Source organism: Streptococcus sp. 27098_8_74 (assembly GCF_041431705.1).
In the GTDB taxonomy this organism is placed as follows: domain Bacteria; phylum Bacillota; class Bacilli; order Lactobacillales; family Streptococcaceae; genus Streptococcus; species Streptococcus salivarius_E.
On the sequence record NZ_JAPVYF010000013.1, the window covers coordinates 1 to 24,700 of the forward strand.

Annotated in this window: 24 protein-coding genes; 1 reads left to right on the top strand and 23 read right to left on the bottom strand. The window is 37.5% G+C overall.

What is annotated here, in order from left to right:
- Nucleotides 1–82: 82 nt before the first annotated feature.
- From O3670_RS06375 to O3670_RS06405, 7 genes are all read right to left on the bottom strand, one after another.
- Nucleotides 83–667, bottom strand: a complete 585-nt coding sequence (locus tag O3670_RS06375; protein ID WP_080610894.1) for a recombinase family protein — start codon at nucleotides 665–667, stop codon at nucleotides 83–85.
- 88 nt (nucleotides 668–755) lie between these two features.
- On the bottom strand, nucleotides 756–1,553 hold the full coding sequence (locus tag O3670_RS06380; protein ID WP_073949503.1) for a hypothetical protein: 798 nt from the start codon (nucleotides 1,551–1,553) through the stop codon (nucleotides 756–758).
- 50 nt (nucleotides 1,554–1,603) lie between these two features.
- Nucleotides 1,604–3,247, bottom strand: a complete 1,644-nt coding sequence (locus tag O3670_RS06385; protein ID WP_073949501.1) for a helical hairpin domain-containing protein — start codon at nucleotides 3,245–3,247, stop codon at nucleotides 1,604–1,606.
- Entirely contained in the window at nucleotides 3,210–3,584 is a 375-nt protein-coding gene (locus tag O3670_RS06390) for a plasmid mobilization protein (RefSeq protein ID WP_073949499.1), read from the bottom strand. The genes O3670_RS06385 and O3670_RS06390 overlap by 38 nt, the downstream gene beginning before the upstream one ends.
- Nucleotides 3,585–4,030: 446 nt before the next feature.
- The gene (locus O3670_RS06395) at nucleotides 4,031–4,333 is read right to left on the bottom strand and encodes a hypothetical protein (protein ID WP_073949497.1); all 303 of its coding nucleotides are present in this window, start codon (nucleotides 4,331–4,333) and stop codon (nucleotides 4,031–4,033) included.
- A 78-nt stretch (nucleotides 4,334–4,411) separates the two neighbouring features.
- Complete coding sequence (locus O3670_RS06400) at nucleotides 4,412–7,645, bottom strand: PBECR4 domain-containing protein (RefSeq protein ID WP_073949494.1); 3,234 nt, start codon at nucleotides 7,643–7,645, stop codon at nucleotides 4,412–4,414.
- Nucleotides 7,646–7,660: 15 nt separating this feature from the next.
- Entirely contained in the window at nucleotides 7,661–9,406 is a 1,746-nt protein-coding gene (locus O3670_RS06405; protein WP_073949492.1) for a DNA topoisomerase, read from the bottom strand.
- A 166-nt stretch (nucleotides 9,407–9,572) separates the two neighbouring features.
- Here O3670_RS06405 and O3670_RS06410 point away from each other — a divergent pair, with 166 nt between their 5' ends.
- Nucleotides 9,573–10,523, top strand: coding sequence for a hypothetical protein (locus O3670_RS06410; RefSeq protein WP_073949490.1), 951 nt, complete (start codon nucleotides 9,573–9,575; stop codon nucleotides 10,521–10,523).
- Here the strand turns inward: O3670_RS06410 and O3670_RS06415 are convergent.
- The 16 genes from O3670_RS06415 to O3670_RS06490 all read right to left on the bottom strand — a co-directional run bounded on the left by O3670_RS06415 (nucleotide 10,509) and on the right by O3670_RS06490 (nucleotide 24,494).
- Nucleotides 10,509–10,787 (bottom strand): hypothetical protein, encoded by a 279-nt coding sequence (locus tag O3670_RS06415; protein WP_049545427.1) that lies wholly within the window; start codon nucleotides 10,785–10,787, stop codon nucleotides 10,509–10,511. The genes O3670_RS06410 and O3670_RS06415 overlap by 15 nt on opposite strands.
- 11 nt (nucleotides 10,788–10,798) lie before the next feature.
- Nucleotides 10,799–11,968: a JAB domain-containing protein gene (locus O3670_RS06420; protein ID WP_073949488.1), complete on the bottom strand. Its 1,170-nt coding sequence runs from the start codon at nucleotides 11,966–11,968 to the stop codon at nucleotides 10,799–10,801.
- 73 nt (nucleotides 11,969–12,041) lie between these two features.
- Nucleotides 12,042–12,197: a hypothetical protein gene (locus O3670_RS06425; protein WP_171963561.1), complete on the bottom strand. Its 156-nt coding sequence runs from the start codon at nucleotides 12,195–12,197 to the stop codon at nucleotides 12,042–12,044.
- Nucleotides 12,198–12,230: 33 nt separating this feature from the next.
- The gene (locus O3670_RS06430; protein ID WP_073949486.1) at nucleotides 12,231–14,225 is read right to left on the bottom strand and encodes a VirD4-like conjugal transfer protein, CD1115 family; all 1,995 of its coding nucleotides are present in this window, start codon (nucleotides 14,223–14,225) and stop codon (nucleotides 12,231–12,233) included.
- A 9-nt stretch (nucleotides 14,226–14,234) separates the two neighbouring features.
- Nucleotides 14,235–14,759 (bottom strand): DUF3801 domain-containing protein, encoded by a 525-nt coding sequence (locus O3670_RS06435; RefSeq protein ID WP_051411993.1) that lies wholly within the window; start codon nucleotides 14,757–14,759, stop codon nucleotides 14,235–14,237.
- Between the two features lie 12 nt (nucleotides 14,760–14,771).
- Nucleotides 14,772–15,680 (bottom strand): hypothetical protein, encoded by a 909-nt coding sequence (locus O3670_RS06440; RefSeq protein WP_051411994.1) that lies wholly within the window; start codon nucleotides 15,678–15,680, stop codon nucleotides 14,772–14,774.
- 2 nt (nucleotides 15,681–15,682) lie between these two features.
- Entirely contained in the window at nucleotides 15,683–15,952 is a 270-nt protein-coding gene (locus O3670_RS06445; protein ID WP_037599289.1) for a hypothetical protein, read from the bottom strand.
- Nucleotides 15,953–15,967: 15 nt separating this feature from the next.
- Entirely contained in the window at nucleotides 15,968–16,486 is a 519-nt protein-coding gene (locus O3670_RS06450; RefSeq protein ID WP_037599291.1) for a hypothetical protein, read from the bottom strand.
- A 4-nt stretch (nucleotides 16,487–16,490) separates the two neighbouring features.
- Nucleotides 16,491–17,174, bottom strand: a complete 684-nt coding sequence (locus O3670_RS06455) for a hypothetical protein (protein ID WP_037599292.1) — start codon at nucleotides 17,172–17,174, stop codon at nucleotides 16,491–16,493.
- A gap of 24 nt (nucleotides 17,175–17,198) precedes the next feature.
- Entirely contained in the window at nucleotides 17,199–19,973 is a 2,775-nt protein-coding gene (locus O3670_RS06460; RefSeq protein WP_037599294.1) for a phage tail tip lysozyme, read from the bottom strand.
- 56 nt (nucleotides 19,974–20,029) lie between these two features.
- Nucleotides 20,030–22,438, bottom strand: coding sequence for a VirB4-like conjugal transfer ATPase, CD1110 family (locus tag O3670_RS06465; RefSeq protein WP_253184211.1), 2,409 nt, complete (start codon nucleotides 22,436–22,438; stop codon nucleotides 20,030–20,032).
- Nucleotides 22,439–22,476: 38 nt separating this feature from the next.
- A complete protein-coding gene (locus O3670_RS06470; protein ID WP_037599295.1) occupies nucleotides 22,477–22,689 on the bottom strand; it encodes a hypothetical protein in 213 nt (70 codons plus the stop codon).
- The gene (locus tag O3670_RS06475) at nucleotides 22,670–23,050 is read right to left on the bottom strand and encodes a hypothetical protein (RefSeq protein ID WP_037599297.1); all 381 of its coding nucleotides are present in this window, start codon (nucleotides 23,048–23,050) and stop codon (nucleotides 22,670–22,672) included. Before O3670_RS06475 ends, O3670_RS06470 begins: the two co-directional genes overlap by 20 nt.
- A gap of 14 nt (nucleotides 23,051–23,064) precedes the next feature.
- A complete protein-coding gene (locus O3670_RS06480; RefSeq protein ID WP_037599298.1) occupies nucleotides 23,065–23,814 on the bottom strand; it encodes a hypothetical protein in 750 nt (249 codons plus the stop codon).
- Between the two features lie 61 nt (nucleotides 23,815–23,875).
- Nucleotides 23,876–24,220, bottom strand: coding sequence for a hypothetical protein (locus O3670_RS06485; protein ID WP_142236167.1), 345 nt, complete (start codon nucleotides 24,218–24,220; stop codon nucleotides 23,876–23,878).
- A gap of 76 nt (nucleotides 24,221–24,296) precedes the next feature.
- Nucleotides 24,297–24,494 carry a hypothetical protein gene (locus O3670_RS06490; protein ID WP_241525127.1) on the bottom strand — a complete coding sequence of 66 codons (198 nt, stop codon included), beginning with the start codon at nucleotides 24,492–24,494 and terminating at the stop codon, nucleotides 24,297–24,299.
- Nucleotides 24,495–24,700 lie beyond the last annotated feature (206 nt).

Sequence of the window (24,700 nt, forward strand, 5' to 3'; positions counted from 1 at the left end):
GAGCTTGGGGGTTCCTAAAGGGATAGCAAGACGATTATATTTCTTTTACTGCTAGAAAATAGAAACGCAACTTATAGAAAAATTATCTTACTATGTTGTACTTCTCTCTGTATCTTCTGAAGGTTCTTTCATTGATCCCAGTCATAGATGCTACATCTTTATCTGAATAGCCCGACAAGTACAAATCAAATGCGTGCTTAAGTCGTTCATCATCTTCCGTAAATAATGCTTTTCTACCCGTGTACTTTCCTTGAGCTTTTGCTAGAGCAATTCCCTGGGCTTGACGTTCCTTAATACGTTCTCTTTCTGCCTGTGCCTGGTATTTGTATATTTCCAAGATCAGGTTGTTAAGCAGCCTTCTTAAATTGTCATCCTCAATCCCTCTAAGAGTTGGAAGGTTTAAAACTTCCAGAGTTGCCCCCTTCTCTTGAATATAGTTCATTATAAACGTTAGATCCTTGTTATTACGGCCTAGTCTTTCCAACTCAGTTACAACAACAATATCACCTTCACGAATAAAATCTAGTAAGGTTTTAAGCTGCGGACGTTCTTTATTCGCTCCACTTGCAGCCTCTTTAAATATCTTTTCTGTATCTTTCAGTTGTTCAAGCTGTCGGTCTAAATTCTGATCGATTGTACTTACTCTAGCGTAACCAATTCTTGCCATTTTGTCCTCCTTGTTTTGCCTAACCCTATTGTCCGTTTATCAAAGCCTATCATAGCAATAAAATAAAAAAAGGACAATAGGCTACAGCCTACTGTCCTTCTATTTTTTGTTGTGACCCCATATATCTAACCTCTACCTGATAATAGTCATAACCGTCTTTATAAAAGCGAGGAGTGATTTCTTTTTCTAAAGGTTCTATCCGAAATTCTGATAATATTGTCAACTTTCGTCTATTCCTTTCAAACATATCATCATAAGACAACGTCAACTCAATAAAGATACTATTATAGTCTTCATCTTTTTTCAAAAATAAAAATTTTGGGAAAGTCACAATTATATCAACTCGATCATCTATTAAGAGTTCATCACCTAAGGAAAGCGGCAAACTTGTGCCAATATATAAATGACTTTCCTCATCCCAACTAACGTCCTCTATTTTTGCTGAGTCTAGAGAAACTGCCGTTGCCTCCCCTCTACCCTTATTTTTGATAATCATATGAAATTCTGTGTTTTCATTGTATTGATAATAGTACGGATCCTCCCAAACTCCTTGATCAACTTCGTTTATTGAATAACTAGATGGAAACAGAATATGAAGTTCTCGCCTCCCAATAAAATCCATACATTTCGGTGAAACAGAATCAATTTTCAGAATAGGCTTATATTTGATCTCGTCATCACTCATTGATTGTCGTGTTTGATAATTCAAGGTCATAACAACACCTACTAAGGTTATTAGTGCTCCAAAAATTGACGCATAAAATGACAACAATTCTCCTAAAGATAGCCCTCCAAGAAAAACTTCTAAAAGTAAGGGGGTAATAAACGAAACCACAGTCAATAAAGTAATCAAAACAATCGTTTTTTTCAAATTTGTAATATTCATTATTGTTATTATACCCCATTCATTTTTCAATTCCTATTGAATGATATCTTTTAAAGCTGTTGTTTCTTCTCTTTGTTTTGGTTTTGCTGCTGTTTCTCTTGCTCAATTGTTTTGTATTTGGTTAAGTTAGACACTACCGTATCACGTTTTTCTTTAAGAGCAGTTCTTTCTAACTGTACTTCTTCCAGGACTTTCTTCATTTGATAAGGGTCTGTATTCTTATCAATATGATTTTTCTCAAGTATCTCTTCAGCAACCTCTACATTAGCTAACTGGCCTTGATAAGTTGATAAAGCTCCAATAATTTTGTTAGCTTCTGAAAGACGGTCATCTAAACGGTCCAACTCAAAATCTGTTTCCTCTAATTGTTCCAGGAGTTTGTTTTCCAGATCTTCGTATTGTTGTGAGTTAGTGACATTGTTGTCTGATAAAAAGTTCAATTCATCCACCAGGCGGTCCAACTTAGAAATGTATTTGTTTTTCTTAAGCAAAAGGTCACCACTTTTTTGTGAGAGTTGCTTCATAACAGTTCCACCTGTGATATAGCGGTTTTGACTTGAGTGGTCAGGATTGAGAAAGTAAAAGAAATCTTTTTGTTTGACGTAAGCGGTGAAAGTTCCGTCTTCGTTCTGATCTAGCATCCGTGCAGGTATTTTGATTTGACCTTTTTGGTCAATACCAAAATCAACTGTTACAAAGATACCTTGTGAGGTCACTTCATCAACTTGCCACTTTTCGATATCTAACTTATACTCAAAGTCTTCCTCTTTTTGTTCTTGCTCTTCCTGGTACATTGTAGCAACATCTTCTTTGGAGTAGACAACTTCATTCTTTGCTAAAGCCTTCTCAATCTCCTCTAAAGAATATTTTCCTTTTTTGGAAAGTGTACGGTCACGGGTAAATTTTTGCTGTCCCTTGTCATCTAAGCGATACTTAACATACTTTCCTGAAAAATCAACAGTTACATTTAGTCTCTTTGCTTTTTCCTTGAAATCTTCCAGGGAAAGAGAGTGCCGCAATAAAAAGTCAAGACGTTCTTTTATTTCGACCTTATAGACGTTCTGTCTTCTCCAGGCTGAATATTTTGTATAGCTATTATTTAATTTTGGTTCAATAACTTTAGCACCTGCAATCTCTGCATGCTTATTTGAAATCTCATACAACATTTTAGCTGTGTTCTTCTTCCATTGAAATTTTTTCATAGTAACACTATTTGTTGTATTTAAAATAATATGGTTATGCAAGTGTCCTTTATCCATGTGTGTTGCAATAACAAACTGGTACTGTCCACCTGTCAATTCCATAATAGTTTTACGTCCTATCTCATGTACCTCTTCTGGGGTTAAATTGTCATCAGGTGAAAATGATTGAATAATGTGGTGTGCTAAAACTTTTTTAGGATCATGTAAATCAGATTGATAGGCGTTTAATCCAGAACGGCCATTAAATATATCTGCACTTTCTTTCATCAAAACAAAGTCATCAAATATATTTTCTGCATCAGACTCATCAGTAAGATTATGACCACTGACTAGACGTTTACACAAAGTTCCATCAATAAGCTCCATAGGAAATGACTCTTGTTCTGACGTGCTAGTTTCTGCTTTTAACGTCTTTGCATCTTGTGTGATATAGTTGATAGACCTCTTTAGGTTCTCAGTCTTTTTGATTTGGAGTACTTTCGTAATTGGCATTTTCTTTCAATAAATTCCCTTCTTTAAACTCGGTCATGATAACTTTGTTCATTTCTTTTATCTCTTGACGTAACATCTCAAAGGCTTCGGGTTCAACTGTTCCTGTTTCATGAATATATCTAACAATTTGGTTAACGTTACGTCCAATAGCATTAACTTCTTGACGTAGCTGCATAAGTTCGGAATAGTCATAGTTATTGACTTTTCCGTTAAGTGCTAACTCTAATAGAAATTGTTGGCGACTTTTTCCTGATTGTTCTACACGTTTTTTTAATTCTTTAACCTCTTTAGGGTTTAGTCGTAGTTTGCATTCTATGTATCTTTCACGCTTTACCATTTGTTACATCCTTTCATGTTTGCCTATCTTTTAGTTATTATCCTGTGTCTTAAACCTAAATAAAACCATTTTTCATTATTTACTTATTGTAAAAAGGAACCAGGTTTTTTCTACTTTTGTTATGCCAAATCTATGGATATTTAGTGATGGACAAACCCCATGATATAGGGGTATACTTTCTATCTGGCAAGATTAGCACGTGGGGCCCCACATGCTGAAATAAAAAAGAAATCGCTCAAACCAGGACCCCATTTAAGGCCCTGTTTTTGCGATACTTTTTTAATCTTGGGGAAGACCCCAAACCCCTGATTTTGTCGCTTGCGCTCTCTTTAATGAGTGACACTTTTTCAAACTGTACACTCTTTTTAAGTGTGCAGTTTTACAACTTGCACACTTTGACAATATGGACATCTTTTTAAGATGACCATTTAAAATACATTTACCATTTAAGAGCCAGGTTCAAAATCAAGAATATTCTGCTTGATTTTGGTATATTCAGCATCAGTCATATTTTCAAGAACTGTTATAGTTTGTGTGAGATTTTCAGCAAAATCTTCACCACCATCTTCAAAGCCATTTTGTTTAAAATCGTCTAGGTCAGCTTGTAAGATTTTAACAAGTGCTGCTTTAGGTCTACGAACGTTCATAACATTAAGTGTCTTCTTACCTTGGATAAAATCTTCCATATCAAGAAGATAGTCCATGAGTGTCATTTCAACAGTTGTTTCTTGTTCTTTAGTAATCGTCATCTTTATCTTCCTCTCTTCTTTCAATTTGTGTTAGTGTTTTTGTTCTGTCCCTTCTTGTTAAGGAATTCTTGCGGGACATTACATTTGAATTCCTTGTGATTTTTTTGGGGCTTCGTCTTCTTCAGCAGTTTTTCCGCTAGTGCGCTTTTTTGCTTGTGCTAGACTATCATAGAAGGTATTTTCTTTCGTTGATACCTTATCACGACTAACAACCTTATCTTCTGATAATTTTTGATATTTGGTCATAGCGTGATCAATGCGCTCAATCAAACTAGCACTTTCTTTTTGAACAATCTCAAGTTGAGCAGTCAAACTTTCCAAACCACCTTCGGCAACAGCCCATGAAGCTAGATAACCAAAACTTCGCTCTATACCCATATCAATACCTAGGTGTCTTGAAACGACATAGGCAACAGACTCCGCTTGTAATTCACCAGTCGAATATTTAAGGTCAGGATAATTTTCAGCAATCGTTTTGTCATTGTGTAATTCTGAGTGAGCCATTTCATGAATGAGTGTTCCTATAACTTGTGCAGGTTGTCGTTTTGCCTGGTTAGAAATAACAATCTCATTTCTTTTTGTATCGTAAAAGCCACCTACACCTGGTTCTGTTTGGTCAAAACGAATTGGAACACCATTGCTTTGTGAGATTTCTTTCAGACTACGATACATATTGTTATAGTCTTCTTTGCTGAGTGGTGTTGTAGCATCCCCACTCATACTTGGAATATCTAATGTTTTTCCTTCTTGCGGTGTTACTTGAGACACATCAAATACAGGGACGCTTCTGAAGATTATTCGCTTAAGTTCTTCACCTGTCTTAGGATCTATTTTAGGGTTCCCGTATATATCCTTGATTGTAACTTTAACAGGGGCCTGAATATAAATAGCCTTTTGTCCTTTAACAGAACCACCACGCTTTTTCCATTGATTGAAAGAGGCAACCAATGTTGCTTGAGGAAGTTGTGCTTTTATTAGTTGGATATTTCTAGGAGAATAATTGTTAAAGTCGGCCATACCGTTGAGGAATTCTTTGTAATTGTCCGAATTAAAATAGGACTTAATTCCTTCTTTCAAATGCTCGTTAAGAGCCTTGATATCATTATTCTTAATCATGTTGGTTACAGTCATATCACGTTGCTGCTTAGTGTAGCTATTATCAGAAGCGTTAAGTGGGTCAGTGCCTTCTGCGACCTCTTGACCGTCAGGCACTCCATCACCATCTGAGTCAGGAGAATAAGGGTTAGTACCTCTTGCAATTTCTACTTCATCACTTAAACCGTCACCATCTGAGTCGAGTGTGGCTAATGATTGTTTTCGCTTGATCCCTTGTGACTCAGACTGTACTAGACTAAAATCATTGTTTTTCATAATTTCTAACATTTCTTTACCACCATCTGAAATATAACGCTCGTTAACAGAAAGGGTATCAATTTTTCCACCCTTCTTGCGATAGATACCTAAAATAGCTCTTTCTTCAGCAGTTTCGTCCATTAGTATATTTAACGTTTTACCAGGCTTCATCAAAGAAGCAGGAAACGTTTTGCCGTCATCTGTCCTTAAAGCAAGTACCAGCTCATTCCCTTTTGTACGAATAGCCTTCGATGCATCCAGTCTTTGGAACTTCTTAATGTCACTTACATCATTGAAATAGAATGAACTTGAGTCAGCTATAGCTTTAAGCTCTGGCATAATTTGAAGTTTTGAGAACGCAGCATTTCTATTAGCAAGATAGATATTATCATAGTGACCTTGCCCCTGAATGATATTATCTAGGGCTATGCTCGAAGTAATGCCTTGCTTAACAAGATAAATACCTGTTAAGTGCATGAATTGTTTTTTCTCAAAAGTAATTTCAATAGAATTGATTTCATCTTCATCTTTGACAAAATAGGTTACCTTACTATCCGCAAGTGTTTCATCATACCACTTGGCTGCTTCCTGAAGATGCTGTACATAGTTATTTAACCTATTTAATTCACTAGCAGTAATAGGGTGATAACCCACCTTATAAATTGACTTTGGCGCTTCAGATATGGTAAAATGAAGTAAAGGTTGAGACTGAGTTTGAGTCGGTGACGACTCATTCAAAGGTTGCGGTTCATCCGCTTCAGGTAGAGGTGCTGCCTCCTGGTTTCCAGGTAAATCCCCGAATTCGTTCTCAGCCTTTTTTGTATGCTCCTGGGCCTTCTCAGGAGCTTTTTTATCTAGTTTGATAAGTCCTTTTTCAGCTTTTAGATAGTCGTTCCAGTCGTTTTTCTTTTGGCCGTCTGCAAGTGGGGGAATATCGACTTTAACAGGAATATTCATATCTTGAAATTTTTCTTTTATAAATTTTCGGCCTGCTTCGTCATTATCTACGGCTAGAGTGATTAAACCATCTTCCAAGCGTTGAGAAACGTTATCAAGCATATGCAGACGATCAATAAGCTGTCCTAGCTCCCTTCTATTGTCCTTTAGGACTTGTGACGGGCGATTGGGACCAATTGGGTCAGAAGAGGCCATATCAGCCACATAACGGCTCACAGTGGCCTTTTTAAGCCCATCCATAGCAACAAGTCTGACATCTTTCAGACTTTCCTTGTGGACCTCGTAATAGCTCATAAGGTCAATAGGAGCTTCTGCAAACACCAAGCGTTTAGGTTGGCCAATATCAAGTGTTAACCCCATCATTCCGTCAGAGTGAGTCATGATTTTTTTCAAGCGCCCTCGTTCGTGAATATCGGGATGATTTTCAATTCCCTGAAGTGTTGCTCCTTTAAGCGAACCATCTACATCAAGAGACTTAAAGACTATTACAGGCTCAATCAAATCTCCTGTCTTATGATTAGCTTGGGCCAAGACTCCCGCTTTTAAAAAGAGGTCTATCGTTTCATCTGATAGCCCTCTTTCATTTTTTAGATAATCACGTCCCAGGTCAAAGTTTTTTGACTCAAAACGCTTAAGATAATAGTTAAATGGTTCTCTTTCTGGTAGGGGCTCGACTTCAATGGTTTCAAACTCTCCTGTAATTAGGTAGTTGACAGCTTCTTTGAAATTTGGACGTTTTCCAGTGTTTAATTCTTGAATAACTTGTACCAGGTGAATAGTGTCACCACCAGTTTCTTGAGACCACCATCTAAATGTATTTCGGTCTGGGTAGAGTTTCAAAGAGTCGTGTTCCTCCCAATGATAGACGTTTCCACGTTCTGGGATAAGTTTCATTCCAAGACCTTCAGCAACAGCCAGAATATCTTTAGCCTTTGCTGAGTGGAGTTGTTTGTTTGATAGTAGGTTTGATAGTGCTTGTCCTCGTTCTGCTGCATTTGACATAGGTTAATTTCCTTTCTATCCGATTTCTTTCCCTCGTTCAATTTGTTTTGTTATGGCCAGTCTCACTTTGGCCACAAAGTCCTCTTTTTTCATCTTCCCTTCACCTATCTTGGCAAGTGCTGTTTCCCATTTACCAGTTGTTTCAGGATTGGTATAAGCTATATTGAGCTTATCCAAATAATGAATTAGCAATATTCCTCGTTCAGTTGGGAATAGTTGGCCACTCTTTTTGTCCTTTGTGATATACCCTTTATCCTGGACAGACTTAATCATGGCATCCCGTGTGGCAGGTGTTCCCAAGCTGTACTTAGGTAGCCATTTTTTCAAAAGGCTGTTTTCAGTGATACGTTGAGGAGGTTTTGTTGCATCTTCCTTCAACTGACGTTCTACGGCAATTTCTTGTCCCTCCTGGTATGGAGGTAAAACCTGTTCCTTACTTTGACTAGGAAGATAGACCTGCCAACCTTTAGATAAAGTCACAGATCCAGTTGTTTTAAACTCCTGTCCGTTATTATCCAGGGTAATACTTGTTGACGTGTACTCATAATCTGGTGCAAACATCAATAATGTTCTGAAGGTCACCATCTGATAAATCAGACGTTCTTCTTTTTCTAGTTCTTCCATATCTGGGATAATCTCAGTAGGAATAATAGCATAGTGTTCCACCACTTTTTTATCATTGACAAAAGACTTTCTAGGGCTTCTGTTTGGCGTTTCTATGGTTTTACCAATAGCTGCTTGATAGTCGTCAATATGTTCTATTAGGTAATCAAATTCATTAGTCGTGATAAGATTTGAGTTTGTCCGTGGATAGGACATATAACCTTTTTGATAGAGACTTTGGATGATACTTTTTGTTCTATCAGCATCAAATTTATAGAGTTTAGACATTTCAGCTTGAATATCTGTAAGGTTATAGAGTTTAGGAGCTGTCTTTGATTTTTTCTCAGAAGATACCTGGGTAATCGTTGCCCTATCTGACAATAATTCTAGGGCTTTTACAGCTTCTGCTTCAGTTTCAAACTTGGCTTCATGAGAGAAAGCGACCTGGTTTGTCTGGTCAAATAATCGGAGTTGCCAAAATGGTTTTGAAACAAAATTCTCTATTTCCTCGTTATTTTTAACAATTAGCGAAACAATAGGGGTCTGTACTCGTCCGACCGTCATGCCTTTGGACTTTTCAGGAATTAGTTCATGATCTCGCATCATAAGAGTTGTAAATGGACTCAAATTAAAACCTACTAGCCAGTCAGCTTCTCCTCGTGCTTCCGCTTCATGGTAATAGTTGACTGTTTCTTCAGGTCTTCTTAAGTTTCTAAATGCCATATCTAGCCCTTTTTGAGTCAGTGAGTTGGCCCATAAACGATAACTAACCTTTTTCAAACTACCTGGTATCTTGTTGAGAATATAATAGGCAATTGCTTCTCCTTCACGGTCTGGGTCTGTTCCAATCATAATACTGTCAACGGTCCTAATAGCATTCTTGATGGCGTTAAAATTCTTCTTGGTATTTTTTTTGATTTCAAAATCAAAATGGTCGGGGAACATTGGAAGTCGTTCTACGCTTTCCCAATTTTCAAAATTAGTCCAGGGGTTAGACCGTTCAACCAAGTGTCCAACTGCAGGACGGACAAGGACTTGGGCAGATAGTTGCTCGGAATAAACATCCCAACCAGTATCAGTCTTCTTTGGGGTTCCCAAAGCATTAGCATATTTTTTTGCCTGATCGGGCTTTTCTGCTAAGAGTAGTATTGTTCGCATCTTATTATTCCTTTCTAAATATATGTTATGCTAATAAGGTAAATTGGTTTGTCACCTTACTGAATCTTTTATAATTTTCCTTTATGATATAGCTATGTTATTTTTTTTATAAAAAAACAACATAATAAAGATATAATAATTAAACCACTAGAAAGAGGTAAATATCATGTCATATGAAAAAGCGTATAGCTTAGAAGCTAATATTGATTTAACACCCTTGGAGGCACACAGACGATCCATATTACCAACGGGAGATTTTAATAAACTATATGATAAGCGTGCCTTCCAGTGTGGCAGATTGTGCCCTTTTAAACTGACTTTGACTAATTTCGGTTTAGAGGATTATAACAAGACTCCTCATTTTACACCTGGAGCAAGAAATCAAGTTCACGATTGTCAAAACTGCGATGTAATCGTAAAAAATTACGAATTAAGGGAACTTGAAACTGAAAAGGAAAACCATGTATCATTTTACCGTGATAAGAATAAGATTATTATTGATGTCGATCTTGTCAAAGGAGATTTAGCTGTTATTTCACAACCTAGACAGAAAGAAAACGAGCCCCAAATGTCTGGCCCTTTATCTAACTCCAAAACAAAGTCTAGAGAGTCCAAATATATTGATGACAAGACCTTTAAAATGCACATTAAGCGGCTGAAAGACCTCGTTCAATATTACTTGGATGAACAGGCAGGCGAACGATACACGTTTTTCAATAAAAATAATAAAGAGATAAACTTATCAAAGTATTTCATTGATCTATCAGAAGCAGGACAAAGAAATATCAATCTTGAAGACGTCCATATCTACTTTGATAATGCTTCCGTACGATATATCAATTTTAAGGATAAACCTGAAAATGACTATTTCCTAGTGCAGTTCAAAAGTAAATGTACTTTGAATAATGTAACCGCCACTCCTACAATCACGATTAACAAACAATCAGCTAGTCATCGTGGTGTTAAATATAAACTCGATATTTTAGAAAAAGCAGCTAAAGATGGACAACCATTAAGATTATTTTTCTTTGGTAGGTTCAAGAAACACCCCAAAAAAGATTACATCAATCCTGCTGTTAAACATGAAGATATTCTAGATTATTTAGTTATCAGTTAAAATTTCAAAGTCCAACAATTCTTCATAAGTAAGTTCAATGATTTTGTATGAACCTATAAACCCAAAAGTTTGTAAAAAGTGACTCTCAACTACACTTTTAGCTTCTTCATAGCTAAAAAATGGTTGCGTATCGCAAAACTCATTTGACCAAGCTAAACTTCCATTATCTTGTGGGACTAGCCAAACAGAATTTCCCATATGAACTAGCATAAGTACAACATAATATTTTTTATCTACTTTCTCGTTGGTTACTTGTGTTGACATCTTACTTCTCCTTAAATACTCCGCCCTTGTTTCTTTTTAGGGCTGTCTTGTAGTTTAGCGCTTTGTTTCTCAAGACTATCAGCAAGTTTTAACAAATACTTGTCTACCTCCCTTTCTTTAGCCATTGTAAGAAAGCTCGCTCCAGGGGTACGTTCTTGAGCTAATGACGTAACCCCTCTGCTTGATGCAATATAGTGATCGTATAGGCGCTTTTCAAATAATTCGCCAAGACGTCCTAGAGCTCTTGTAGTCTCTATGTCAGCTTTAGAAGCCCTTAATCCGCCAGAAGGATGATTATGACTAACAATAAAGCCCTTATTTTGGTCTTTATTGACTTGATCCATGACAAAAGCAAGGTCAACTACGGTATTACTATAGGCACCCATAAACATATCCTTAACACTGTTAATGTTCAATTGGTCATCATAAGTGATAACTGTGAAAACCTCCTGTCTATTCATAGTAGCTTTCATACATAATAACGACTCAATTTTTTGTTCATCATAATAAACATTTAAGCCCTCAAGTTCTTTTGCTACATAGTAGTCAACAAAATCACCTAGTTCGGATGCTGCTGTTAGTTCTTCAGGCAAGTCATAAATGCTATCATTTCCAATAATAAATTCTTTATAATCGGCAGTATGTTCATAGCCTTTAAAATCAACAGGTCCATATTCCTCGGCTTCATGCGAATACATTCTTAGCGGAAGTATGCCTTCTTCTCCATAAATTGATACTCTATCAAGACAGTTCCTAGCGGTATTTCCATAAACCCCTCTAATCAACCCAATATTACAATCAATATCTCTAATTACATCATCTTGATCTTGAGAAAAGATATTTGGGTGGTCTACAATAGCGTAAGACTTAATATCTGCCTTAAATGCAATATTAAGAACCTCTTTCTCAGACATATCCCCAGAAATTTTTGCATAATATGTAGGGTTCCGTTGAGTCGAAAAACCAATAATATAGGCTTCATTATCCCTTGGAATCAATTGCTCACTATTCACAAGTTTAAATAGAGCCTCAAAATTAAAAACTTTTGGCGACTCATAGCTAATTTCTTGTTTCGCATAAGTCAGGAAATTCTGAAGATCATCAACTCGTGGATCATCGTTAGTTATCAGGTCATAAAGCTCTTGGGTGTTTGCAACCCCAAAGTAATCATATAGGCTCATTTGTTATTCCTTCCATTTTTATGTAATAGAAAAAGCCAAGTCTTAGTTGACCTGGCTTTTATCTTTAGTTAGACTAATAAAATTTATTTAAAAGTTCTTCCAACTCCTGGACAAGTGGATCAGTTGGATTGTTTTGCATATAGTTAATAAGTTCATCAAAGGTACTTACCCCTAAATCTTCCATCAGGCCCTTAAAACCTCGTGGTTTTTGTTTGATATCTTCAGTCATATAATCACCTCCGTTTCTTGTATTATATCACTATCAATCTTCATCCCATGCAAAAGGCAGAACATCTTCAGTTTCTTCTAGTTCGTCTTCTACGACTTTTTCATGATGAATTGGTAAGACGGTTTCTTGAAATGCACTCTCAGAGGCAATCTCAGCATTATCTTCAGGGATCATTGCAGCTTGGTTAGCCTCTACTTCTTCGTTGCTTGCTTGAGCTTCATTTTTAGCAATTTCAGCTTCAAGTTCAGCAGTCAAATCAACGACTGTTTCATATTCGATATTGGCCAAAAATTCTTCAATATCAGACCCATAGCGGACATAATCATACCAGTTTTTATCAGAAGGGCTATCCGCAAGCCAGTCTTTCATTGGGTGTAGATTTACACTTGTCTTTTTATCTCGACAAACATTCTGCTTGGCAATAAAGACTAAGGCTTCATCAATACCGATACGTGCAATCTCGTCAGGTGTCATCAAATCACGGCCTTGGCGCTGGTGAGACGTGCTACTTGAGCCACCACGTCCACGGCTTTCAGAATAGTTCTGAATATCAATTGTTTGTTTCCCTGCACGCATTGAGAAATACTTCATGGTGTCTTCATCATTGGTACCTAGATAAAGCAGAGTCGCACAGTTATTTAAGATTGTTTTCCAGTCATCCTTATACAGGGCTTTTAATTGGTTAATCGCTTGTAAGATAATCTTAATGGACATTTCACGGCTTCGCACAGAGGCCAAGACTTCATTGAAATTAGGAATACGGCCAATGTTAGCAAATTCGTCAATAATAAATTGAACATGAAGAAGGTCCTCATAGCTGTAACCTTCACGTCTTCCCTGGATAATTGCATCAGCACCGTGGGTTAATTCCTCAAACATGATTGCAAAGAATGTTGAGGCTAAGAAGTTGAAAGCCTTGTTTGTTTCTGGAATTGCAATGAAGACAGCCGTCTTTTGAGTATTCCATGTATCAATATCCATTGAGTCTGTCTTAATCATATCAGTCACAGCTTGGTGATCAAAGACAGAATATTGTGCAGACATCACAGCAAGCACTGAGTTTCTTGTTTCTGCTTGAAAGTTTGCATTAAAAAGCTCCCATTGACGACAAGCATAGTTGCCAGGGAGTGCTTCTTCCAGCTCTTCAAACATTAGTTCTACAGGGGCAGGAACATCCTCCTCTTTACGTTGCAAGTTACGCAAGAGATCCCCAATCATAGATAAGTTAGGTTCATATCCTCGAACCTGACTATCAAAATAGAGATAACCAATTAAGGCCCTGGTTAAAAGCAAGTTGGCTTGTACCCAGAAATTTTCACCTTGGGAGTCTGATTTTTTAGTTCCTTCAATGATGGCTTCAGTTACTCGGTCTATATCTAGTTCCGAGTGCATATACTTGAAGGGGTTAAACGTATTTGAATTTGATAAAGTTACCAGGTCAAACACTTTAACCTGATAACCATGTTCTTCCAACATTGTACCCACTTCATGCACAAGTAACCCTTTAGGGTCAGTAACGACATAAGAACCGTTCATCTGCATCAGGTTAGGTTTAACATAAGTAAAGGTTTTACCATCACCAGGAAGACCACAGGCAAGAACATTCTTGTTTAGTTGCCACTCAAAGGGGAGACGCTTGTTGTAAAGCCCCATCTTCACATTCTGAGTGAAAAGCATGTTATTTTCAGGCTCTTTGTCCTGAAACCCCTGGAGTTCTCTTGGAGTCGCAAAGCGGGCCGACCCTGCTTCTTCTCCTAACCTTAGATTTTTTGTGGTACTCATTTTACTATAAATAGCAAGAGCAATAAAGAAACCTATAGCCATTGCAGCAAACCCTAAAGGCTTGGAACTAAAGAGAAAATAAGGAGGGTTGAAATAGTTTGTTACTGTATACTCATAAGGCATGAATAAGTGTTCTGCCGTTACAGGTGGGGACATAGAAAAAAGTGTGTAGCCACGGTTTAAAGCTAGAGCAAAGACAAGCCCTAACACTGCAAATGGCCAGAATTTAGGTTTTTTATTTTGCATAAGCCCCTCCTAAACTGACTTCGTAGGCTTCTTAATTTTAGTTCCTACTGATTGTTTTGGCGCTGCTGCCTTATGTTTAGCAATTTGTTCTTGAGGTTTTAAGTCTTTAGGAGTCTTCTGAAGAGATTTAATTTGTTTTTTGTCGTTAATAATATCTTCTTTTACTCTTTCAAGAGCTGCTTGAAATTGTTTTTGATCTTTCGATTTAAACCAGTAGTTATAATTGCCATTTGCTAACTCTTCTGCATGAAATTGAATGCCATATTCCTTCAAATAGGCTTTTAACTTGTCTAGGTTCATTTCATTATTTGAGAATTGCTTATAATCTAATGTATCGCCTCTTTTCTTTAGGGCATCTATAGATTTTTTCTCGCCAGGACGTGCCTCAATTTTAGCAGAAACCTTCTTACTTATATCAACAGCTCCATCTGCTAATGATTTTGCTAGAACGGAACTGATATTGAATAGGAGTCTGGCAGTCATCACCCCTTGATTTTTAAATTCTCTAATGGCACCTTCTTGATCTACAACCATTTTTCTTCTCCTTTATCCTGGATAATCTGACTCTTTCGGCAACTTAGTTACCTCATAGCCATACATAGCCTTTTTGGCTTTTTTTACAGTAAATTTGAAACGTGATGATTTAGTCTTATCATCTTTGTTGTAACTAACAACGTAAGTCATTTCATAAGTCTGCTTATCTTTGGTTTGTGCCTTTTCAAGCAGGACCGCTGTTGTAGTCACCTTGTCAAAAGGTTTGTTAGAAACCTTTGAGCTAATGAAATTATCAAGGTCACTATTTGTAAGATATGCTCCAATAAAGTAGCGACTAAAAACATCTACTTCATGTTCATCTGACATATCACTAACAGTTGAAGTTTGTTTTGGTGTAGACTGTGTTGTTTTAATTGCTCCCGTTTTAAGACCTACTGCAATAGTGTGTGAAACACCTGCTCCATAGAGTGCTAAGAAGAGAACCACCAACCAAGCCACAATTTTACCAAAACTTACAATGTTAAGTTTGCTTCCTGTATAAGATGATGAAGGAACAACATTATTGCTAGTAGGAAAATTTGTTTTTGTGTCTGAAATAGGTGACACTTGTTCCTCTTCATCAATATTCACTGGGTTACTCTCTTCTGGTTCTGATACTGATTGAGGAGGAACCTTTAGGGCTTGTTTAGGTTTCCGACGACTAAACAAGCCTCCTCCTTCAGTGGCTAAACCAAAGTCTTTCAGAGATTGTTCAAGATCGCCTTCCGTTGGGGGAATTTCTACAGTCTTCTCTTCTAGTACTTCATTTGTTTTAGCGTTTAAATGAGTTAATTTATAGCGCCCCATAGTGTTTGTGGCCAGGTGTCTTGTTTCAATCTGCTCCATTTCATAGAGAAATTGAGCACGATTTGCAAATTCGCTAATTTTGTTTGTATTTAGGTTTGTAACTTGAAATGTCATTATCAATCACCCTCCTTGTAATTCTTAAGAGCAGCATCTAATTCTTCAGGACTCATATCATAACGCTTGATTACTTCAAGACGTGCTTCAACTTGGAGCTCTTCAACTTGCTTATTATAACCATCCAGGCGCTTCTGAATGGCAGCAAGTTGTTTCTCCGTCTTTGCTTTCAATTCTAAAGCCCTATCTAAGCGTTCTTGAATTGTTTTCTTTTTGCGTTTAGGTTTTTGTTCAGTTTGTTCTTCTTGTAGTTTTTCTTGATAGTCGTTCATTGTTTATATTTCCTTTCATTGTTTACGTTCAAGCATGATATTGCAGTTAGCAAAAACAGGATCATCAGCTAGTCCTTCTGGGTGAACATACTTATTATTAAATAAAAACTCATCGGCATCATAGTTTAATAAAACTGCACCGCCTTCATCTACATCTACTAGCAAACATTCAAGTTGATCGCAAGCCTGTTTTAGCCTGTTAGCTGTTCGTGGTTTTAACAAGCCACTGTTAGAAATGAGTACGCTCATCCTAATCACTGTGTTGTTTTCACTAAATTCCAAGTTTGGTTCATTGTAGTCCAGATTATCGTCCTCCCACGCCTCTATAATGTAATCATAAAGACGTTCTAGCACTTTCTGCCCCTTAACAACCATATAAAGATTTGGACACTCACCTAGATACATCTCAAATTGGATATAACCAGTACCATAAGGAATTAAAGCCTGTACTCCTTCCCTGTTCTCATCCCTATACTGTTTCGGTAACGTTCTGGATAATTCATCAAGCCTTTGTTTAAAATCTTTAAATTCCATCTAATTATTCCTCGCTGTTTAAAGAGTCTGTAGAAGTTGGTGAAGTAGCATTTCCGCTTCCGCTAGTACCAGTAGAAGCAGAGGCATTACTTCCAGAGCTTGAAGCACTCTCTAGTGTGCCATAGCTATTAGTAGTGTCTGTAACATTTGCTGAGTCTGTGACAATAAGGTAGCTCATGTTATTGACCTTAAACTTTTTACCATCTTTAGTAAATGTTAGGCGCAATGTATTTTTACTAGCAACATTTTTCTGAGCATCTTTATAGTCACCCTTATTTTTTAGGAGTGTATTTGTGTAGTTGATTGTGGCAATGGCCGTATTGTTCTTTTCATCAATAAAGATATCGGCTGATTTGAAAGCTTGGTCAACTACATAACCTTTATAAGTTTGATTAACGGGTTCGTTTTCCATATTGACAACAGACGTATATAGACCATCAGTCATAAAAGGTTTATAACGAGAACGGTTCTCCTCCAGGTCCTTCTTCGTATAATAAGCAATCAAGAATTTCCTGATATAGTCCTGGGTCAATTCAGTTCCTTCAGCAACTTTTTTTGTTTTAGGGGCTGACACTTTCTGTGTTGACTTACCAATATGTCCAACACCGAACCCAATAACAAAGATCAGAATTACTATAATAGCAACTCCTACTCCTTTTAAAATTTTAACTTTAAATGTATCAATCATAATAAACCTTTCTTTAGTTGTATTTTACTGTCCAGGAGGCATAGCAAAACTATAGTAGCTTGCATTATTGACAACCCTCCAATGGACTTTATCTTGGACAAAAGTATAATTAAGCTCAGAAATCAAGAATGACCCATCATCATTAACGTGCTCAACAAACATTACATGACCATAGATACCTAAAGTACCGTCAAAGCCACCAGCAGTTGAACATACGGCCCCAACTTGAGGGGTTGAGGTTGTATGCCAACCGTTTTGAGCAACAAGGTTAGCAACCCAATCTTGACCGTTCCCAAGTTGTGGAGCTACATCAAGCCCCCAAGTTTCGTGTACTCGGTTCCAAACATAGAAAGTACACTGTCCTGCAGGATAATTGTTTCCTGGGTAACCTGTGACAGTGTTGCTAGACGGTTGACCCCATTTTAGTTTTCCTTCGTATTCACTAGGGAAGTCCCAAGAAGAGGCCTTAGTGCCTCCTGGCCCTGAACCTGTTCCTGAACTCTTAGGTGTTTGATGGAACCAGGTCAAAGCCTGTTTCGCAATCTTTTGACGTTCGCTGATTTTATCACCTGGAACACCTTCCCATTGAGAAAGAAAACGACTCGTCAGAGTATCTACATCATCATTACTTGTCAATACGCTTTTCAAAATATTGATATAGTAGGGGTTATCCCCTTCAAGCATGAAACGGATTTGAGCGTCAAGTGTATACCATTTTTTATCAATCTTCTTGGCATATTCAAGTAAAAGTGTGTGGCGTGTTGCGCCATCTGCTGTGTCTGTCCACTGACCTAGACCAAGTCCACGGTGAAGAATGTTTGGGAAACCTCCACCATAAATAGCAGGGCCTCCCATATTCAACCATTCCTCATTTTCCCATGAGTCGGCAGAAGCTCCGACGGGAGGGGAGAGATAATCTCCTTCAGCACGTTTAGGCTCAATTTGAGACTCTACACCAAAACACCCTGCCATTGCAGCAATTCCGTTGTCGGTTGCTTCAGGAAGGGACTTCTTGACTAAATCATAAAGTTGTTTTGCTCGTCCACTCATTTCACCTGCTGTCTCTGTCGTTGTCACTTGGGTATGTTGGCTGTAAGCAACAAAGGGAAAGTAAAAACCAGGATTGACGATTTGCCATTTATCAATCTTCTTCCCTTTTTTATCTACGTTACGGGTGAAGGTTCTGGCATCCTCATTATCTTCATCACGTTTCTCAAGATATTTGGCTTCATCATAATATCGTTTGTCGTCTTTATCGTCTTTGTCCAAAGTCTCTTTGCGTTTAGCATAGGCAATTTCTTGTCCGTTACCTTGAACAGACCCTAATTCAGTCCCCTCTTCAATCTTGTCTCCAGACTTAACACGAGCTCCTGAAACGTTATAGAAAATAAACTCCGCATCATCTGTATAGATAATGATATTAGTCTTCTGTTTCTTTTCTTCGCTTTCCTTTTTATCCTTTGGAAGGTTCGTTTTGAAGGTCTTTAGTGTAGATTTTCCAACCTCAACTTTTCCGTCCATAGGCGCATAAAGTTTTTGACCTGAAGAGGCCTTAATAGTTGTGTTATAGCTAAACTTATCTTTTGCTGTATAACCATAACGTTTTTCTATCATGACTCCTTCAGACTGACTTTTATCATCAGCAGCATTATACAGAGGGTTTTGAAGCTCTTGCATTCCAGGATATTTCCCTGACTCCTTTGCATTTTCAAGAATTTCTTCATATTCTTCACGATCAGACTTACTGAGTTTGGTCCACTCTTTCCCGTTTGTATAGACATCTTTCATTGTCTTCAGGTTATTTGGGTCTTCGTTTTCCTGTTTCCAAATATCATCAAGAGCATCTGAAAAATGGTTTAGACCAAATTTTCCTGCCCATTTGCCACCATTACCATCTTCCCACTTGGCAGATGGTTCCCATTCTCCTCCGTAACGGTAATTCATGTATAGTAGAATTTCATCAATATCTGTGTAGTATTCAACCTTGTCATTCGATTTTTTACGGTCTGTCTTAGATAATTGGACCCAAGAGTCATTTAAACTGAAATCTGTTTGTTGAACAATATTTGACGAGAATACACCAGTGACCATGACCACAAGTAACATTAAAGCTAGAATTACAGCAACCACCCAACCAACTGGTGTCGCAAAGAAAGCAATCGCTCCGTTGACAGCAGCAGCAGCAGCCTTAATAGCTAGCTGAGCCACTTGCAAGGCTCTTCTGGCTCCTTTGACACTTGCCTGAGCAGCACGCCTAGCATTCTTAGCAGTCCTTTTTGCGACTCTTCCCGCTGATTTCGTTGAACGTTTGGCAAAACGAGAGCCCTTAACAACACCTCTACCTGTTGCTTTAGATACTCTTCCGATACCTCTAGCACCTTTTTTGGCACTGCGAAGGGCATTTTTTGACGTTCTCGTATGCTTTACAATTTCTTCTAAATCTTCGTCTTGACTTAGACCTGATGAAATATAAGAAGTGACAGCACTTGTACCTGTGTGAGCAACAGCTCTTGTAATCTTCTGGGTCTTTGTCGGGTTTGTCTTTTTAACTATCTTCTTTGTTTTACGAGCAATCCTTAAGTTTTCTTTACTCTTCTTCTTGAGTTTGAGAGCTTCAGCTCCTCCTCCTTCACGATAGTTCTTAGCAGCTTCCCGATAAGCGGCCTTAGCTTTTTTATACTCTTTATTCGCACCTCGCTGTGCAATTCGGCCTCTATTGTTATTATGCCTTTGGACAGCCTGACTGATTTCTTGTTTTCTTTGAGAGTATCTACTTTTTGACGATTGATTATTACTCAAGAAATAATCACCCCTTTCTATTTAGATATGAAAAAAGAGGTGATTATCTATCACCTCTATGCACCTGCTTCAGAATAAGCATCTGTTGCAATTAGTTTAAATAATTTCGTAGTGCTTGGGATTGGGTTTTCAAAAGGAACCACTGTTCCGCCTGCAATAATAAGACCTGTTCCCTTTGCTTTAGGTTTCGTTACGTATCTTAATTGACTTTCTGTCAATTCATACATAGCTGCCAATTCACGGGCATCAGACCCTTTTTGTTTCAAAAGTACAACAAATTCTGAGTTGTTTAACAGCTTACGTCCTTCAGTACGATCAAGCAACGTTTCCACGTTCTGAGTAATTCCCGTAGGGATTGCCCCATATTTACGGACACGGGCGTACAAGTTAGTGAAAAATAGCGCCTGATTATCAGTTTGAAATTGGTTTTGCATTTCATCAAAGTAAATACGTGTAGTAAATTTTCCTTGATTATTAACAACCATATTCCAAATATAGTCTTGAATAACCATCAGTGCGAAAGGCTTCAATTTCCCATCAAGTTTTTTCAAATTGAAGATAACAAAGCGGTCATTGATATCCACATTTGTTTCATAAGAGAAAATATCCTGAGAACCTTTAGCATAGGTTTCAGAAGCAATTGCCATATCTCTAGCTTCTTGTTCTGGTTGATCTAACATAATATCATGCCAATCTTTAAGGGTTGGCATACGTCCTTTATCTTGGAAACGTTCGTAAGTTAAGTGAGTTACACGGTCAATAATAGACACCTGGGCATCTGTAACTTCTGTAAGTACGTTTTCAAAGAAACCAATCAACAATGAAGATTTTTGAGCAATTGGATCTCCATCTTCAGCATCCAGTTTATCCATATCAGGCAAATCTAGTAGGTTAAGGTGAGTCTGAGAACCTGGGTAAATATCTATCATCTGCGCTCCAAATTCTCGTCCGATATCACTATACTCGTCTTCAGGGTCTACTATGATGACTCTATCATATATGTTTTTCAATAATGTTGGAATTACTTCCATTGATTTAACTGTTACCGACTTACCACTTCCTGAGCTCCCAAGAATAACACCTGAAGGTGTATTCAAATCACGTTGACGATCAAGGGTAATCGAATTATGGCTTAATTGGTTTTGCCCATAATAGACTGCCCAGGGGCTCTTACTTTGAAGGTCAACGTTCGTGAAAGGGACCTGTGTCACAATATTAGAGGTTGTCATGTCACGCATATAATTTTGTTTCACTTCAAGGAACGGAATACCAATCGGTAAAGTTGAATTAAGACCATTTTCTTGTTGGTAAGAGGCTACATCAAATTCTGCGCCATGCTTACGTCCAGCAGCCTTAACTCGACTTGTAAAGTCTTCTAGCTCTTCTTCGCTATCCGCTTTAAAGAAGACTGTGAAAATGCCTGAATAAATTTTTTGGTCATTATCCTGTATTTCAGACTTCCAAACTTCGGCTTCTTCAGCAAGTTCCGCAGCAACCCCACCAGTAGCAAGTTCCTGTGAAATACCATCACGAGCCCCTGCTTTTTGACTTTTGACCATATCCATTTTGATAGCCGCCTCTGCATTATTGATTTTTTTCAAGGACTCACCTACATCGTAAGGACGTGCTAAAACATTGATAACTAATTCAATACCAACATCAACAAGCGACTTAATCAAACGATCATTAAGGAAATTCGGATAATTTCTGACAAACATTACACGTCCAAATTGATTATCAATCTTCATCATTTTAGGTTGGAACCAAATTGAACCAGGTGCAATAAATGACTTGGTACCAAGACCACTTCGGATAAGGTCACGGTAATCAAGGTTCAAGTATGGATTACCTCTAAGAATATCAGAGAAGATATTTAATCGATCTGAGCCATTTAATACCTTGAAATCAACATCTACCGCCTGGAATTGAGCTGTAAAGTTGTTTTCAACGTCATTAAGCCTACGGTAGGCCATTTTTCTATCTTCAGCTATTGTAGAAACTGTAACAAATTTTTTAACCTCAAAGTTATTTTGTTCCTTATCAAAACGATCTTTAATTATTTTGTTGTATTCATCACGATAATCATTGAAACCATCATTTACTCTATCATAAGAAATTTGCTCTACAGCATTGTCAGGTAAAGGACGGTTAATGACCGTGAGTTGGTAGGTGTTATCACTGTCTAAGACATTTAAAGCATCAGCATAATAATCTATAATATCTGATTTTTCGTCATCGCTAGCGGTAATGTAGTTAGCATCACCCAAGGCATAGGTCCGTGAAAACTCACGACCTGTAATGTGCATGAGTCCATCTTCAAAAAGACTCGTGTACTTAATTGTATTTTGAGTTGATTTTTTTAATGCTTTTTGTAGCTGTTTCCCACGTTCTAGCTCCTCTTGTGTAAGAGTTGGCTTAATTCCATTCGTGGACATCTTTTGCTTGCGAAAAGGCAGAATTGCCATAAGTTACCTCCTTATTATTTCCAAATGCTGTGAAATCATCATCTATCATATATGTTTTTAAATAAAGTTGGAATTATTTCCATTGAACTAACTGTTACCTTTTTACCACTTCCTGAGCTCCCAAGAATAACACCTGAAGGTGTATTCAAATCACGTTGACGATTAAGTCCAAGCTTCCAAACTTCGGCTTCTTCAAAAAGTTCCGCTAGCTCCTCTTGTGTAAGAGTTGGCTTAATTCCATTCGTGGACATCTTTTGCTTGTGAAAAGGCAGAATTGCCATAAGTTACCTCCATGTTATTTCCAAATGCTGTGAAATCATCATCAGTTTGATAGCTTCTTTCTTGAATTGTTAATATAAATAGCATTCGTTCTTTAACAATCCCGTCCAACTTAAGCCCATAGACGATAAAAGGTGGTGTTCCTAGAACAACCACCATATACATATATAGGTCAGGAATAGACCAAAAAACTGTTGGTAAGACACCAATCATAACGACAGTTCCTACACCTAAGACCATTATAAAAATGCGGGCCGTCATACCGCCTACAACCGATCTTTCATACTGATCAATTTCTTTTAGGAAAATCGACCCTAATTTACTTTTATTCAACTGTATACCTCCATTTAGTTAGCTTGGAGAAGTGATCTTGCCATCCGTTGTGAACCTAAGAGCAACCAAACAAATAAAATGCACTTTCCAATATAAGAAAAACCTGATGCAAATGTTTTTATCCAATCTGCATTAGCTAGGTCAATATCGGTTTGCACTCCGAAGGCATGCCAAATAACCAATAAAATGACAATCAAAAGTCCTTGGAGGGCAGCTGCGGTAGTCTTTCTCAATAAATTAGTCGCAATGCTTCTTGTGTCATCAGACATCCAAAAAGCAACGATTAAAGGTGATACGGCTCTGTAGAGATAAAGTTCAATAAATCTCATAAATACTAGGATATTTGTTAGCATCAAGGCTGTGGCACCGCAAAGATATGCTAGTGCATTTACAACCGCCCTAATGACCCAATTTCCTTTTTTAAGAGCTGTAAATTCAAAAAGATCATTCGATACGTTAGCTCCAACCATACGTATCAATAGACTAGTAACCTGCATAATAGCAACAACAATTTGGCTTGACAGGGCTACTAGAAAGTATGCAATAAGATACTTTAAAGCAACTTCTAACATGAGACGATAAGTCAGTTCTCCGCCTTGTTGCTTAAGATACTTGTACCAGGACATCATTTCTACTAACAAAAAGAAACTAACAATAATATAACCTACTACAACAAAACTTTTATTAATACCAATAACAGCTTGGTTTGCAGCGCTATTATATTGCCTTAAACTTTTTGTCATGTTTTTTATAAGTTCGTCCATAGTCCTCCCTTCATACTTTAAGGATAAAAAAAGAAGTGTCTGAAACACTTCATGATAAATATTAACGTGATAAGAGAAAAACAAAACCTATGATACGTACAAAAAAGAAGAAAATGGTCAAAATAATATTAACTATAAATAAAGCAAGTGAGAAAGCAAGTTTTACCAACCCCCATAAAACACTGATGATAAATGTCAGTGCATTCCAAAGGCTTCTCCAGGCTGATTTTTTGCGATAGTTAGGACTATGATTTGAAATATAATCCTGACTTTCGACAGTTAAAGGAGTAGATGACTCAGAAATTACAAAAATATCACCATTTTTTTCGGCTTCATAAACCTCTGAAATAGATGGTTTATGACCATTGATACTTTCGTAATAGTCAATCCATTCTTCTCTATTCATAATCATCAACCTCTTTCCTAATCTTTTTCTTATTGTATCATAATTATTAACGCTTTGGTATCTCTCTAAATATCTTTTAAAATTGAATTGAGTTGATTGCAGCAACAATTGCAGCTGCAATACTTGCTGATACAGCAGCTAGTCCGCCACCATAAACCATCCCCGCCATTCCGTTATCGGTTTGCTGTGGGTTTTGGTTCTTTTTTCCTTGGAAGAACTCAATTGCACCTACAAATGCCCATCCTAGGCCACCAATAGCGACCAATGCACCCATGACAGTAATAATTTTTGTAACAACTTCCATTCTTTTATTTCTCCTTTGTTTCGCAAAAAAGAGGCATCAGCCTCTAGTTAGTCTTCTTCAATAATCACACAAGGTTCATCTTCTAGTAAGATGACTTGTGGAGCTTCTTGTTTATATTCAATCATGATAGAACCTCCATCTATACAAAGGACAGTTAGATTTCATAGACAGTTTAT

Bases quoted from the DNA above. Each gene is read 5' to 3' on its own strand.
- O3670_RS06375 (WP_080610894.1), bottom strand. From the start codon at position 667: ATGGCAAGAATTGGTTACGCTAGAGTAAGTACAATCGATCAGAATTTA.
- O3670_RS06380 (WP_073949503.1), bottom strand. From the start codon at position 1,553: ATGAATATTACAAATTTGAAAAAAACGATTGTTTTGATTACTTTATTG.
- O3670_RS06385 (WP_073949501.1), bottom strand. From the start codon at position 3,247: ATGCCAATTACGAAAGTACTCCAAATCAAAAAGACTGAGAACCTAAAG.
- O3670_RS06390 (WP_073949499.1), bottom strand. From the start codon at position 3,584: ATGGTAAAGCGTGAAAGATACATAGAATGCAAACTACGACTAAACCCT.
- O3670_RS06395 (WP_073949497.1), bottom strand. From the start codon at position 4,333: ATGACGATTACTAAAGAACAAGAAACAACTGTTGAAATGACACTCATG.
- O3670_RS06400 (WP_073949494.1), bottom strand. From the start codon at position 7,645: ATGTCAAATGCAGCAGAACGAGGACAAGCACTATCAAACCTACTATCA.
- O3670_RS06405 (WP_073949492.1), bottom strand. From the start codon at position 9,406: ATGCGAACAATACTACTCTTAGCAGAAAAGCCCGATCAGGCAAAAAAA.
- O3670_RS06410 (WP_073949490.1), top strand. From the start codon at position 9,573: ATGTCATATGAAAAAGCGTATAGCTTAGAAGCTAATATTGATTTAACA.
- O3670_RS06415 (WP_049545427.1), bottom strand. From the start codon at position 10,787: ATGTCAACACAAGTAACCAACGAGAAAGTAGATAAAAAATATTATGTT.
- O3670_RS06420 (WP_073949488.1), bottom strand. From the start codon at position 11,968: ATGAGCCTATATGATTACTTTGGGGTTGCAAACACCCAAGAGCTTTAT.
- O3670_RS06425 (WP_171963561.1), bottom strand. From the start codon at position 12,197: ATGACTGAAGATATCAAACAAAAACCACGAGGTTTTAAGGGCCTGATG.
- O3670_RS06430 (WP_073949486.1), bottom strand. From the start codon at position 14,225: ATGCAAAATAAAAAACCTAAATTCTGGCCATTTGCAGTGTTAGGGCTT.
- O3670_RS06435 (WP_051411993.1), bottom strand. From the start codon at position 14,759: ATGGTTGTAGATCAAGAAGGTGCCATTAGAGAATTTAAAAATCAAGGG.
- O3670_RS06440 (WP_051411994.1), bottom strand. From the start codon at position 15,680: ATGACATTTCAAGTTACAAACCTAAATACAAACAAAATTAGCGAATTT.
- O3670_RS06445 (WP_037599289.1), bottom strand. From the start codon at position 15,952: ATGAACGACTATCAAGAAAAACTACAAGAAGAACAAACTGAACAAAAA.
- O3670_RS06450 (WP_037599291.1), bottom strand. From the start codon at position 16,486: ATGGAATTTAAAGATTTTAAACAAAGGCTTGATGAATTATCCAGAACG.
- O3670_RS06455 (WP_037599292.1), bottom strand. From the start codon at position 17,174: ATGATTGATACATTTAAAGTTAAAATTTTAAAAGGAGTAGGAGTTGCT.
- O3670_RS06465 (WP_253184211.1), bottom strand. From the start codon at position 22,438: ATGGCAATTCTGCCTTTTCGCAAGCAAAAGATGTCCACGAATGGAATT.
- O3670_RS06470 (WP_037599295.1), bottom strand. From the start codon at position 22,689: ATGTCCACGAATGGAATTAAGCCAACTCTTACACAAGAGGAGCTAGCG.
- O3670_RS06480 (WP_037599298.1), bottom strand. From the start codon at position 23,814: ATGGACGAACTTATAAAAAACATGACAAAAAGTTTAAGGCAATATAAT.
- O3670_RS06485 (WP_142236167.1), bottom strand. From the start codon at position 24,220: ATGAATAGAGAAGAATGGATTGACTATTACGAAAGTATCAATGGTCAT.
- O3670_RS06490 (WP_241525127.1), bottom strand. From the start codon at position 24,494: ATGGGTGCATTGGTCGCTATTGGTGGCCTAGGATGGGCATTTGTAGGT.